A 12,046-nucleotide genomic window follows, 5' to 3' on the forward strand; every position below is an offset into this window, starting at 1 on the left:
CCCCTAAGAATTGTTATATTGCTTAAAAATAATCGTTTGCGCTCTTTAAGGCACAAAGTCGACGGAGGCGCTATTTTTACCACAAAGGCCAATATTTCCGCGCTTATAATAGAGGCGCCTGCTTTTCCGCCTTAAAATTTCATTCTGGCTTTAAGTTGACTAAGGGCACTTAAAACCAGATCGTTTAAGAACTAATATGTGTATATATGCAACACATAGCTTATTTTGAGGCGTTTTTCCATAGCGTGTCAGTCCAGCTCAGCGGCGATGCCTCAGGCATGGGCGACCAGGCCGGCATGGGTTTCCACGGTTCCATCGCTGCACTCGTGGTCGGCGAGGGCGCGTGGCTCGGCGTCGGGCTCGGAGGAGCGGCCGGCTTACGATGTATTACATTAGTTGGTGCGGGGGACGGCGTGGCGGTTATGTTAACCGGCCCTGGGACTATGTCGGAGGTGTTTAGCATCGCAATGACCGGCTTCCCGGCATTCGCGGCGGGCGTTGCGGACGGCGATACCGCCGGGGCGGTCGCGGGCTGGTTCTGGTTGATAAGCAGCAGCACGACGAAGGATGATAGCAGAAGGATAGTGATGGCAAGGGCTTTACGGTCCATGATTACTCCCACAGCGATTATTATATTATCATATATTTATAAAATGCTGTGTATAAAAACTATTAAACGCTAAAAAAACGACGGCCCGTCGATAATCCATGCAATGTACGCCACAAGGGGCGGCATTCTGCACGATAGAGGCATAAAGCTATTTTAAATGGCACGGACCCGGTATAGAGTGACGATCATGTACTCCGAGGAGATGAATGTCGAAAAGGAGAATAAGGCGCTGGTGAGGCGCTTCTACGAGGACTTCTACAACCGGTCCCGCCTGGATGCGATCGACGATATGTTCGACCCGTCCTACATCCATCACACGCCCGAAGTCCCTGAAGAGAAAATGAGCTACGAGGAGTACCGTGAGCACATACTTTCTCTGGCCCGTGCCTTCCCCCACATGAAAGTCACCATCGATGACCAGGTCGCGGAGAAGGACAGGGTCGCGACCAGGTATACGATGTATGGCATACAGGAGGGCGACTTGCCGGGCATACCCGCACGAGGGCGTGACGTCAAAGTCGCCGCGATGACCATACTGTCCGTGAAGGGCGGCCGGATCGTGGAAGGCTGGGAGGTCTATGACTCGCTCGACATGGCCCTTCAGCTAGGTGTCGCCCAGGTCGTTTCCACCTTGAGTAAAGGGCCGCAGGAGAAAGGGTATTTTACCGGCTGGGAAGACTATAACGTATAAACACTTATTACCCATTCCGGCCTAATGCGTATTTGTCATGCCTTCTACACACGATAGCCCGTCCCTTGCGACCATTGGCGGATTACTCTCATACTGCCATTCTGTATTTCACGCTCGCCTCCGCGAGGCTGTGAGCGTGCCAAAAGCTTTATTCTTCTATCCAACTTTTTCAGTTCCACATGAGCACGGGCAATTTTTTCGAGCGGTGTAAACGATGCAAGGCCTGCTGCCGCACGTCGGACCGCTTCGTGCACATCCACGTCTGCGGCCACGAGAAGCGGCTAATGGAATTGCTGGCATATCAGGGAAGGGACACTAAAGAGATCCTCGTCCCTTACGGCGCGTCGTGCCCGTTCCTGAACGGGTCGGGCTGCACGCTGGCCGATATTAAGCCTTTACAGTGCCGCATGTACCCGCTGCTCTTTCTCAGGGGCGGTTCGCTGGGAGTCGACCCGGCCTGTACGAGCAGCGAGGAATACATGGCTCAGCTCGAGGATGCGTCCAGCGAAGCCTGGCAGCATTACGACGCCATGCGAAAAGAGGCGGCCATGCTCTCGGATAAGGAAAAAGCGCTCCTTGCGGAATGGAGCCATTATGTCCCGGACGTTGTCGTCATTAAGACGGATGGCGAATAACTATAACTACCCTCAATGGAAATATCCGGGATGATGCAGCCCCACTGTTCCATTAACGTCCGGCGGTATCGGGCAATCCTGTTCGACCTTGACGGTGTTATCACGGACACGATGGAGTTCCACTACGAGGCGTTCCACACGGCGTTCAAGCGGCTCGGCATCGACGTTACGCCCCGGGATATTTACACGCGGGAGGGCATGCCCTCTATGAAGCTGGGTAAAGAGCTGATCGAGGAATATGGCGTCCGGGCGAGCGAGGAAGAGCTAAGGCGGACCGTCGAGGAGAAGCGGGAGCTGTACCGGGAGATCGCTTCGGGAAAGATCAAAGCCTATCCCGGCGTCCCGGAGACGCTGGCCATGCTCCGCGAGAACGGCGTGAAGCTGGGCCTGGTGACGGGCAGCAATCGTAAGTCCGTCATGAAGGTCGTGGGAGAGGCAGGCTTGAACGGCATGTTCGATACCATCGTGACCGCCGAGGACACGGAGAAAGGCAAGCCGTTTCCCGATCCATACTGGAAGGGAATGGAGATGCTCGGCGTGGATAAGGCGTATAGCGTGGTCGTGGAGAACGCGCCGATGGGCATAATGTCGGCAAAAGCGGCGGGCGCCGACTACGTCATCGCCGTGACGACGACCCTGCCGAAAGAATATTTTAAGGACGCCGACGACATCATGCCTTCTTTTGTAGATCTTGGCGATTGCCTGGCGCGGCGAATGGAAAATAAGCTCTCCTGAGGGACTTTCCTGTAGATCTCATCCATATCTACAGGCATTCTGACCTTTATTGCTGTGGTATATCCTTCTTACATTGTTGTATAAGCTTCGCGGGCTTAAAACGGGCCATCCGGACAGATAACGGCTATTTTTCAACACGGCAACCGTTATTAATAATTATAGTTATCAGAATAAATACATAGATTTGCCCGGCGGGCGAATAAGCCGGCCTTTATAATTATACCTTTTTTATTATTACGGCAGGAAAAGGCATATATCCTATACTTATGCTTATAAAATGTGTGGATTTCAGCCAGGACTATTACGAGATACTGGGGCTTAACAGTAACGCCACCTCCGACGATATCAAAAAAGCGTACAGGGAGCTGGCTAAAAAATACCACCCGGATATAAACAGGTCATCGACCTCGGAGGAGCTCTTCAAGCTCATCTCGGAGGCGTACGAAGTCCTGTCCGACGATGCGAAGAGAAAGGAATATGACCTCTACCGTAAGTTCGAGATGGGAGGAGAACACGAAGAAGGCCAGGCAAAGGAGGCCCGTGCCGCCACCAACGGCGGCATGAGCACCCCTGCGACCGAAGTCGCGCGGCCGAAAACGAGGGCATCCCGCAACGTCCCGACGATGGACCGTGCGCAGATACTCTTCCTTTCGCTCATCGTCCCTGGCTATTACAATATCCTTGCCGGCGAAAAGAAGCTCGGCTACATGATCTTCGCCATATACTTCGTATTCTGGGCCCTGGCCTTTACCCTGAGCCTGCCCATCGGAGTTCTCGCTATACTGGTCTGGATCGGCTCATTCTATGACGCCTATAGTAATACAACCGGCAGCTCGCATGGGGTGAAGCGATGAAGCCTGTGATCCGTGCCGCTTTTATCCTGTTGTTTATCTTTGCCGTCACAGGGATGCTTGCGCTGCAAATGCACACATCCCGGGCTCAATACCTCGGCGGCCAGGACTCGATCTCAGGGCGGGTGTACGACGCCAATCATAACGCCATTCCTGGGGCCAAGGTCACGATATATTATACGAAGTTCGTGGTCAACAGCTACGTGGCGGCGGATGCCATTAAGTCTGCCGATAACCCCCAGTTCACGAGTAACGGGAGCAAATCGCTCACCGGCTTTTACCAGTTTTCGGGCTTGACGCAGGACGTCTATATTATTACGGCCGAGAAGGACGGCATCGCATACTCAGAGACGGTCCAGCTTCGCGAAGGGACGAAAACCGTGGACATCATGATACCTGGATATATAGAAAAGAGTTATTCGGCCAGTGTGACCCCCACTCCAAAGCCCAGCCCGACATCTTCTAACGTCATTCCGCCTGTCATCGTCCCGGAGCCGGATTTAGGCGCAATTATTTCAAGCGTCGCCCGCCTGGCGCTGATGACGATCGTCGGCCTGCAATTCGTTGCCGGGATGTTCATCATCGCTTTACGTATCGGCCAGCCTAAATAGTATAATGGCCATATGGATATACTTTTAAGGTTTTAGGGCTACGTGTATGTGATATAATGACGTTCAGGATCCTTCTTGCGACGGACGGCTCGCCTTTTAGTAATAAAGCGGCCGATTATTGTATCGACATGGCGAAAAAGCTTAACGCCGACGTGACGGCCGTATACGTCATCAGCATGAAGCACTTCGAGATCTACGCGCTGGAGCACCACGACGATATAACCGGCTACGAGGACGAGAACATCCGCGTCTCGAAAGAGGCAAACTCGGCGGTAGACTATGCGGCACACCGGGCAGGGGAGAAGGGCGTAATCATGACGACGCGTATAGTGCGCGGCTATCCGGCCGATGAGATCGTCAAGATCGCAAAGGACGAGAACTTCGACCTCATCGTCGTAGGTAACCTGGGCAAGTCCGGCATCGAGCGGGCGCTCATGGGCAGCGTCTCCGGGGCCATAGTCATGCACGCGCCATGCCCGGTACTCGTCGTGCGTGGCAGGTGAATTAATAAGTCCCTCTAAGCATTAAAAGAATGCTCTAAGACGTTTTCAGCCATGGGCAACTTCGTGGCTGAAAACGTCTTTTATCATGCTTATTATTTTTCGATGAACTTAAACTGGCAGTTAGTTGCAGTCTATCCTTGCCGTGGTGAGTATCGGCCGGGCCTTGAGCGCCTTCTCGACATCTTCCAGGGGCGCCTCATGGAACTTTAACGAGATGGCATCCTTAACGTTTTGCAATGCGCCCCCTATCGTGGTGGATTTTACGCGGACGCCCGCCTGCGGTGCATTGGCAAGGTAATATCGTGTGCCGTTCTTGTAGGGAGAAAGCGATATCAAAAAGCGTTTCACGGAAAAGGAGTTTTTAAGGGTTAATTGCACGTCTACCGGGCCAAAGATCGGCTCGGCACACAATATATGACCCCGGGCTACACCGGGGTTATCGGATAAGGCCCGTTCAAGCCGGCTTAGCGCTTCACACGGGTCAGCCGCACTTGAGCTCAGGGAAATCTCGGGGGATGAAGCCTTGAAGGAGCCGTTATTGCGCTCTATGATGGCGCTGATCTCGGTGGGGCGCTGCATCTCCCCGTTAAGGTCGAACGTAGTGACCAGCGGGGCCCGGGGCAATTCACGTATCAGGTCGTTCATGCACTCGTCCTGATAGCGGGCCTCGATTATCTCCCCCAGAGTCTTGAAAGATTCGAGCAGCGTATCGGACTCCGTGGAAGAGTAGTTGGTCGGACACGTGGAAACGAACTGGCGGCGGCCATGGTCGTCCAGGGCGTCATAGGAGCAGCCGAGAAAAGTCTGTTTTAAAGAGCCGTCGCGCAGGGGCAGGACCGTGTCGATACAGGTGATATACGGGCGGACATAATCAAAACGGCCGAGAGAATAAAAGCCCGAAGACAGGTCTGAGCGGACCCGCGACCTCAGCCGCATGAGCGAACGATAAAAGTCTCTGTCTTTGGCCCTTGAGCAATCGTGCTCGGAGATATAACACGGGTTTGACCCGCCGACCTGGTATACGATCGCGTCAAGCCTGGCTCGCCGGAGCATGTACAATCATCCGATCTTATCATATATACATTTTACTATTTATTGTAGAATTTATTTACAATTATGATTAATTTGTCATAAATGTTCGGAATTAATTGCATGACAGTTAAAATTTTGTAATAAAGTGCATTTACCCTTAAAGTCGGTTAATCTTATAAATGCGGCATTACGAGTATTTACTTGAGGGGATACTATGAGCAGATCATTGAGGAGCATAGGCTTGCTCATCATTTTCATACTATTGATAACGGCGGTTGCAGGCGCGTTCTTACTCGTCGTGAACGCCGCTTCCGGCGGCCCCGCGGACGATGTCAGGATTACTTCAGCCAGGGATTTCCTGTTCGCATACCAGCCGCAAAGCCCGGCGGGGGACGCCGTATTAGTTACTGCACAGCTCTTCAGGGGCGGCCAGCCGCTCAAGCAGGCCGGCATACCGGTGAAATTCAGCCTGAGCGACGGGAGGTTTGCCACGCTCGACGATAGCACGGCCTACACGGACGAATGGGGCATGGCGACGACTCACGTCAGGTCCTATGACTCGGGCCAGGCGATGTCAGAAAAGCCTTTCCTGCTGGTCGTATCGGCTTCAGCCGCGGGTAAGTCCGCGCAGCTCACGCTGCCCGTCACGCACTACGTCTCGCTCAGGGGCACGGTGAAAAATAAGAACGGGGACCTGGTGCAGGGAGCGACGGTCGCCGTGCTCTACAAAAGGACACACAGCCCGGTCAATGCCATGGGCGCCACGTCCACGAGCGATATCGACGGGAGATACAGCCTGGAAAGAGTGCCGACGGACCTGGGCGACATGGTAGTCTATGCGAAAAAGGGCGACCTCGAGACATACATGCCCGCCAGCTTTCCATCGGGAGGCTGACGGGCCAATATTTTTAATCGCGATATTTTTGCCTCGCAATCACAAAACATAGCCATTTCTTTGCCAATATATAAACTCCCGAATACGAAAATTATCCTTGTGAGCTGGATAATCTTTCGATTAACTATACATTCGTTTTAATCGTTTATGCCATGGGGAGCGTGTGGTATGCGATGTGACTGGGACGGCATTAAGAGACTGGGAGCATATCTCGGGCTGGCCATCGATGATGCGCCCGGGACTCCGGGCTCCATACAGGTCATCTGCTGGTCCCTGCGCGCCTTTAAGAAGAAATATTCGCCTGAGATATGCGCCCGTATTCCGGGCCTGATCCTCGAGACGGATTTTTCGAGACTGCCCCGGGACGGGGATCCGGATGGGGCCCTGGCCCGCGACGTATTCTCCAGGCTCTTCCCGAAAGGCGAAGACCGGGAGCTTCTGGAGTTTAGCATTACCTTTCGCCGGTTTGCCGGATGGTTCCGGGCCGCGGCCGACGTGACGCTAAGCGTTATGGGGGTGAAAAAAGAGGATATAAGCCTCGACCGGCCGGAAGTGAAGAACGCCGTGTCCGAGCTCAAAGAGCTCCCATGCAGGCGCCTGGGAGAGATGAACTTTTACTATCGCACGCATGGCTATGCCGCCATATCCCGATACGTCGAGTCCCTGCTGAGCCGGTACGAGGATAAAGCCCTCACCCGCGAGAACTGCCGGATGGTCATCGAGATCATGAATAAGGTCTCCGGCCACCCGGCATATTTCAAGTCCATGAGCGCCGCCCAGAAGCTGAGTGAGGCCCGGCCGCTGCTCGTGGCCATATCGGAGCTGCAGCTGTATTCCGTCAAGGAGCCGGCGAAGGATGACCTGCTGGCGGCCCTGAGCCTCCTGCTCTTTAACGTGTTCCCCGCCCCGAAACTGCTAAAATTCATCACGCGCCTCGAGCCCAGTCCAGGAAACGAGGCCCTGCAATATGATTACAACGCGATCCTGGCGATGAACTTCATGCTGGCCGGCATGCTCGACAGGGCGTCTGCCTACAACGAGAAGGCCCTCAAATACGCCGGAGACGAGGAAAAAAGAGCTTATGCGCATATCCTCGACAGCTGTATCTGCCTCAGCCGCGGCGCGACTGAGGAGGCGATGAACGCGCTATACCGCTGCTCGACACAGACGAAGGATAAGCGGATGAAGGCCACAGCGTTATTCTACCTTGGAATCGTCCAGTATGAGTCGGGCAACGTGAAAGAGGCTATGGAATCGTTCCAGATATCCCGGATCGGGCTGGAGGATGAGCTGGACGTCATGAACGCCTGTAATAACATCGGCACCTGCGAGCTGCTGCTGGGAGACATGAAGGCAGCGGCCAGCGAGTTCGAGAACGTGGATTATGTCGGCCGCTGCATGACCAGTAATTCGGCCCTCCAGCTAAAGTCGGTCGCCTGCGGTAACCTGGGCCTGATATACCTGCATACGGCGAACTATGACCGCGCTATCGAACGCTTTAAGGAGGCCCTGAAGCTGGGCCGGGACCTGCATAATAAAAAGGGCGTGGCGGACCAGCTCGGCAACATCGGCCTGGCGCTGAAGGCGAAAAAGGATTACCATGCCGCGCTGGAGTACTTCAGGTCGTCGGTGAACGTCTCTTTCCTGGAAGATTACCTGGACGGCGCACGGTTCTCGCTCGCCCAGATCGACCAGCTGATGGCGCTGGAGGGCCGGTATGACGAGGCCGAGGCCTTCAGGCAGGAGATGATCCGTCGCAATCCTGGCATCGCAAAGATGCTCCGCCGGTGAATCTTTTATTTGTAATTTACAAGGTTGTGTCTTCTTATACAGAAATTTATTGCGAGGCCCAAAATCTTTTATCTATGCGCTGTGTCTTAGCACTCGATGCCCGATAAGGAGATCACTTCGGCCGTGAAGTACGTCTCGAGGATGAAGCCCGAGTTCATGCTTTCGGAGATCCGTGACTATGTTAAGGGCGACGTGAGCCTCGCGGATATTTATCGTACGATACAGCCGTTAGCGTATGATATGGGCATCCGCCTGGAGCCGGCCGGCGGCGATTACAGGGCCAGGAGGCTGCCTGCGGCTAAATCATTAATCCTCAATGAGAGCGAGCGAAAAGCGCAGGAAGAGTTCCTCGCATCTCCCGGAGTGCCGGATAGGCTGGAGAAGCTCATTGAAAAATATGTGGGAAAAAAGACGGGCAAATCGTGGAGCGATCCGGCCGTCATCGGAAAGCTCAGGAACGCGATTACCGGCCAGAAGGCAGAATACTGGAAGGAGGGCAGCAAGAGAAGGATCACGTACGAGACAGGCTACAGCATCCTCGGATACCTCGCCTACCAGTTTCCTGTTTATTTTATCCAGTCGGAGCATATCCTTTTCGAGCTTGCAGTGGACGGCCTGCTCAAGGACCGCATGAAAATGCTGGACGCCGGCACCGGGCCGGGCACTGTGCCCCTTGCTCTCATCGACATTTATCGCAGGATAGGCCGGGGAGAGGCCGTCGTCTATTCGCTCGAAAAATATGACGAGAACGCCGAGGCGTTCAATGCCCTGGTGCCCGCATATGCGAAAGGCACCGGCGTAAAGGCTGAAAAGCCGATGAGGGCCGACCTCCGGAGCCTGAAAATGGACGAGCTTCCGGATAATGTCGACCTAATGTTCTTTTCCAACGTGCTGAACGAGCTGGGCGGCGACATCGAGCGAAAAGCGGGCATCGTCCGAGGTATGGCCGATAAGCTATCAAAGGACGGGAATATCGTCATCGTCGAGCCCGCGGATAAGGCCAGCTCGATGGAGATGCGAAGGCTTGTCGTGGCCCTGATGAATAAAGGCCTGGGTGTCTACAGCCCGTGTTCGTTCATCTGGTGCGTGCGCTGCCATCCCGAATCCTGCTGGACATTCCAGGAAAGAGAGGATATACGGCCAACCCGGTTCATGCAGAAGGTCGCCGAAGAGGAGCCGTTCAAGTTCATCAACACGGATATCAAGTACTCCTACGCCGTGCTGCGCCACGATAAGCTGTCCCGGGAGAAGTACCGTGTCCCGGAAAAGGCGAAGTTCGCCCGTCTCTCGAGGATGAAGGACCACGTCGGGAAGCACATAAACGTCGTGGCGTCGGTCATGTCCGGCGACCTGGGCGATAAAAATGACCACGTCTATAAGATATGCGACGGCACTTCGGCCAAGCCCGTATACGCCATCCTGTCCGATTACCATATAAGCCCGAAGAACGAGGCGCTCAAGGCAGCGAAGTACGGGCAGATCGTGGAGATTTACGGCGTGCTGGTACGGTATAATAAAGACTACGACGCATACAACCTTTTTGTCACACGGAACACAGATGTAAAAGCGGCCGGCATTGAAGAGCCTCACCAGTAGGCGACGGCGCTGTCGACGATGCCGAAGGGCTTCGTGATGACCCACTTTGCCTCATCGCTCTGTCCAAGAGCGCGTTTCGCCTCGATGAGCTCCTGCTTTTTCGCCGCCATCGAGCCGTTAATTGTCCCGTTAAGCGCCCGGACCTCCGCATTATACGCATCGACATCGTCCAGGAGCCGGCTCACGTTCTCCATATAGAGGGCATACTGGCAGGACCGCTGCTCATAATAAGAATAATTGAAGCTCTCCGACTGGTTTAGCGCGATCTCGCCCAGGGGCATGCCTTCCTCAAAATATACGGCCATCTTTAAAGGCTCGGAGCCTTTTTTCTTTTCGGCCTTCGTCATGCCGGTGGCGTCGACGTAGACCAGCCCCCGGTCGGTCGTGTTGAAGACGACCAAGGCATGGCCTTTATCGCTGCTCGCCGTACTGTTATCGTCGGTCGTCACATTCAGGTAGCCGGTCGTGTTCAGCGTTATGGCCACGAGGCCGCAATCGATGCCGTGGAGCTCGGCCGCGTCATGGAGATGCAGGGCAAAGTCCCCGCATGTATAGTCCGGATATCGATAGTCGGCCGTCTCCGTGGTATCGTTGGCCAGGAACGCGCACAATTCGGCATAGCTGGCGTTCGCCGCTCCCCGGTATTCGCTCAACGTCAGGCCCTCGTATGTGGAGTTCATTACAGGTATGCGCTGGGACCAAAAAGTCGGGTACATTATGGCATAAGTAACGTTCGCCCCGACCACAAGAATAAGCGTCCCCAGGATGCAGACGACCATAAGCCAGGCTCTCCAGGAATATGATCTCTGATAAAAGCGACGATCATCCGGGGACATCTCGAGGAAAAGTTAGGTCAGGCGCTTATATATTTTCTTGTACGTTCCTGGGGCATTCACTAAAAAGAGATCAGGATTTAAACGCGTCGCCGATCTTCTCGAAAATGTTTTTATTGTCATTTTTGTTCTTCGTGTTTTCTTTCTCGTCGACGGCAAGCTCCTCGTAAAGCTTTCTCTGGTGCTCGGTCAGCTTCTTGGGCACCTTGACGAGGACTTTCACGTGCATGTCGCCCCGGCCCCGCATGCGCAGGCTTTGCATGCCTTCGCCCCGGAGGCGGAACGTGGTGTCGGTCTGCGTGCCCGCCGGTATCTTGAGCTTCGCCTTGCCGTTGAGCGTCTCCACCTCGACCTCGTCGCCCAGCACGGCCTGCGTGATCGATATGGGCAGGACGCACAGGATGTCGTCCCCGTAGCGCTGGAAGTTTGGATGGGACTTGACGTGGACGACGACATAAAGATCGCCTGGCGGCATGCCGTTCATGCCGGACTCGCCCTCGCCGGCGACTCGAAGCTGCATGCCCTCCTCGACGCCCGCCGGTATCTTGACCTTGATCTGCCGGACGTGGCGGGACTTGCCGCTGCCGTGGCACTCGGGGCACGGCGTATCGTATAATTTACCTCTGCCGTGGCATTTATTACACGGCCCTACGCGGACCATCTGGCCGAACAGGCTCTGCGTGACCTGCCGGGTCTGGCCGGTGCCGCCGCAGTCGCTGCAGTTCTTCACCTTCGTCCCGGGCTTCGCGCCCGAGCCATGGCAGGTATCGCAGGTATCCATCCTCGGGAATATTACGTCTTTCTCGACGCCGAAGGCGGCGTCCTTGAAGTCGACCTCCAGGTCATAGCGCAGGTCGGCGCCCCGGGACTGGCCGCGCTGGCCTCCGCCCCGGCCTCCGAAGAACAGGTCGAATAGATTATCGTAGTTCCCGAAGCCCATGTCCCGGAAGATGTCGCTGAAGTTCGCGTTATTGTAAAAGTCGGCGTCGGAGTAGCCCGACATGCCGGCGTGGCCGAATTTATCGTACTGAGAGCGCTTCTGCTCGTCCGAAAGCACGGCATACGCTTCGGAAAGCTCCTTGAACTTTTCCTCCGCCCCAGGCTCCTTGTTCTGGTCCGGGTGGTACTTCATGGCGAGCTTACGATAAGCTTTCTTTATGTCGTCGACCGTCGCGCTCTTATCGACGCCCAGTACCTCATAATAGTCCCTTTTTTCAGCCACTATCGCTCACCATTATCTTTAAAAAAAATGAGGGAGAAGAG

Annotated in this window: 13 protein-coding genes; 9 read left to right on the top strand and 4 right to left on the bottom strand. The window is 54.8% G+C overall.

Going from position 1 to position 12,046, the window contains the following annotated elements; translation table 11 throughout:
- Positions 1 to 220 precede the first annotated feature (220 nt).
- Positions 221 to 610, bottom strand: a complete 390-nt coding sequence (locus tag VMC84_RS06365; RefSeq protein ID WP_325379143.1) for a hypothetical protein — start codon at positions 608 to 610, stop codon at positions 221 to 223.
- Positions 611 to 797: 187 nt separating this feature from the next.
- On the opposite strand from VMC84_RS06365, the gene VMC84_RS06370 reads away from it, so the two are divergent.
- The 6 genes from VMC84_RS06370 to VMC84_RS06395 all read left to right on the top strand — a co-directional run bounded on the left by VMC84_RS06370 (position 798) and on the right by VMC84_RS06395 (position 4,636).
- Positions 798 to 1,301 carry an ester cyclase gene (locus VMC84_RS06370; RefSeq protein WP_325379174.1) on the top strand — a complete coding sequence of 168 codons (504 nt, stop codon included), beginning with the start codon at positions 798 to 800 and terminating at the stop codon, positions 1,299 to 1,301.
- A 179-nt stretch (positions 1,302 to 1,480) separates the two neighbouring features.
- Positions 1,481 to 1,936, top strand: coding sequence for a YkgJ family cysteine cluster protein (locus tag VMC84_RS06375; protein ID WP_325379144.1), 456 nt, complete (start codon positions 1,481 to 1,483; stop codon positions 1,934 to 1,936).
- A gap of 15 nt (positions 1,937 to 1,951) precedes the next feature.
- On the top strand, positions 1,952 to 2,671 hold the full coding sequence (locus VMC84_RS06380) for an HAD family phosphatase (RefSeq protein WP_325379145.1): 720 nt from the start codon (positions 1,952 to 1,954) through the stop codon (positions 2,669 to 2,671).
- A 281-nt stretch (positions 2,672 to 2,952) separates the two neighbouring features.
- Positions 2,953 to 3,525, top strand: a complete 573-nt coding sequence (locus VMC84_RS06385) for a DnaJ domain-containing protein (protein ID WP_325379146.1) — start codon at positions 2,953 to 2,955, stop codon at positions 3,523 to 3,525.
- On the top strand, positions 3,522 to 4,133 hold the full coding sequence (locus tag VMC84_RS06390) for a carboxypeptidase-like regulatory domain-containing protein (protein ID WP_325379147.1): 612 nt from the start codon (positions 3,522 to 3,524) through the stop codon (positions 4,131 to 4,133). The genes VMC84_RS06385 and VMC84_RS06390 overlap by 4 nt, the downstream gene beginning before the upstream one ends.
- A 56-nt stretch (positions 4,134 to 4,189) precedes the next feature.
- Positions 4,190 to 4,636 (top strand): universal stress protein, encoded by a 447-nt coding sequence (locus tag VMC84_RS06395; RefSeq protein ID WP_325379148.1) that lies wholly within the window; start codon positions 4,190 to 4,192, stop codon positions 4,634 to 4,636.
- 120 nt (positions 4,637 to 4,756) lie between these two features.
- Here the strand turns inward: VMC84_RS06395 and VMC84_RS06400 are convergent, their stop codons facing one another.
- The gene (locus VMC84_RS06400; protein WP_325379149.1) at positions 4,757 to 5,689 is read right to left on the bottom strand and encodes a hypothetical protein; all 933 of its coding nucleotides are present in this window, start codon (positions 5,687 to 5,689) and stop codon (positions 4,757 to 4,759) included.
- A gap of 193 nt (positions 5,690 to 5,882) precedes the next feature.
- Here VMC84_RS06400 and VMC84_RS06405 point away from each other — a divergent pair, with 193 nt between their 5' ends.
- From VMC84_RS06405 to VMC84_RS06415, 3 genes are all read left to right on the top strand, one after another.
- A complete protein-coding gene (locus VMC84_RS06405; protein WP_325379150.1) occupies positions 5,883 to 6,563 on the top strand; it encodes a carboxypeptidase-like regulatory domain-containing protein in 681 nt (226 codons plus the stop codon).
- A gap of 168 nt (positions 6,564 to 6,731) precedes the next feature.
- Positions 6,732 to 8,354, top strand: a complete 1,623-nt coding sequence (locus tag VMC84_RS06410; protein WP_325379151.1) for a tetratricopeptide repeat protein — start codon at positions 6,732 to 6,734, stop codon at positions 8,352 to 8,354.
- A gap of 96 nt (positions 8,355 to 8,450) precedes the next feature.
- Positions 8,451 to 9,950 carry a small ribosomal subunit Rsm22 family protein gene (locus VMC84_RS06415; RefSeq protein WP_325379152.1) on the top strand — a complete coding sequence of 500 codons (1,500 nt, stop codon included), beginning with the start codon at positions 8,451 to 8,453 and terminating at the stop codon, positions 9,948 to 9,950.
- Here VMC84_RS06415 and VMC84_RS06420 read toward each other — a convergent pair.
- Together VMC84_RS06420 and dnaJ are read right to left on the bottom strand one after the other, a co-directional pair.
- Entirely contained in the window at positions 9,941 to 10,729 is a 789-nt protein-coding gene (locus tag VMC84_RS06420) for a hypothetical protein (RefSeq protein ID WP_325379153.1), read from the bottom strand. The two genes, VMC84_RS06415 and VMC84_RS06420, sit on opposite strands and share 10 nt — an antisense overlap.
- Before the next feature lie 127 nt (positions 10,730 to 10,856).
- Positions 10,857 to 12,005 carry a molecular chaperone DnaJ gene (dnaJ, locus tag VMC84_RS06425; protein WP_325379154.1) on the bottom strand — a complete coding sequence of 383 codons (1,149 nt, stop codon included), beginning with the start codon at positions 12,003 to 12,005 and terminating at the stop codon, positions 10,857 to 10,859.
- Positions 12,006 to 12,046: the final 41 nt, after the last annotated feature.

The sequence above is a fragment of the Methanocella sp. genome, from assembly GCF_035506375.1.
Classification (GTDB): domain Archaea; phylum Halobacteriota; class Methanocellia; order Methanocellales; family Methanocellaceae; genus Methanocella.

Excerpts from the sequence above, each read along its gene's own strand:
- VMC84_RS06365 (WP_325379143.1), bottom strand. The coding sequence starts at position 610 with ATGGACCGTAAAGCCCTTGCCATCACTATCCTTCTGCTATCATCCTTC.
- VMC84_RS06370 (WP_325379174.1), top strand. The coding sequence starts at position 798 with ATGTACTCCGAGGAGATGAATGTCGAAAAGGAGAATAAGGCGCTGGTG.
- VMC84_RS06375 (WP_325379144.1), top strand. The coding sequence starts at position 1,481 with ATGAGCACGGGCAATTTTTTCGAGCGGTGTAAACGATGCAAGGCCTGC.
- VMC84_RS06380 (WP_325379145.1), top strand. The coding sequence starts at position 1,952 with ATGGAAATATCCGGGATGATGCAGCCCCACTGTTCCATTAACGTCCGG.
- VMC84_RS06390 (WP_325379147.1), top strand. The coding sequence starts at position 3,522 with ATGAAGCCTGTGATCCGTGCCGCTTTTATCCTGTTGTTTATCTTTGCC.
- VMC84_RS06395 (WP_325379148.1), top strand. The coding sequence starts at position 4,190 with ATGACGTTCAGGATCCTTCTTGCGACGGACGGCTCGCCTTTTAGTAAT.
- VMC84_RS06400 (WP_325379149.1), bottom strand. The coding sequence starts at position 5,689 with ATGCTCCGGCGAGCCAGGCTTGACGCGATCGTATACCAGGTCGGCGGG.
- VMC84_RS06405 (WP_325379150.1), top strand. The coding sequence starts at position 5,883 with ATGAGCAGATCATTGAGGAGCATAGGCTTGCTCATCATTTTCATACTA.
- VMC84_RS06410 (WP_325379151.1), top strand. The coding sequence starts at position 6,732 with ATGCGATGTGACTGGGACGGCATTAAGAGACTGGGAGCATATCTCGGG.
- VMC84_RS06415 (WP_325379152.1), top strand. The coding sequence starts at position 8,451 with ATGCCCGATAAGGAGATCACTTCGGCCGTGAAGTACGTCTCGAGGATG.
- VMC84_RS06420 (WP_325379153.1), bottom strand. The coding sequence starts at position 10,729 with ATGGTCGTCTGCATCCTGGGGACGCTTATTCTTGTGGTCGGGGCGAAC.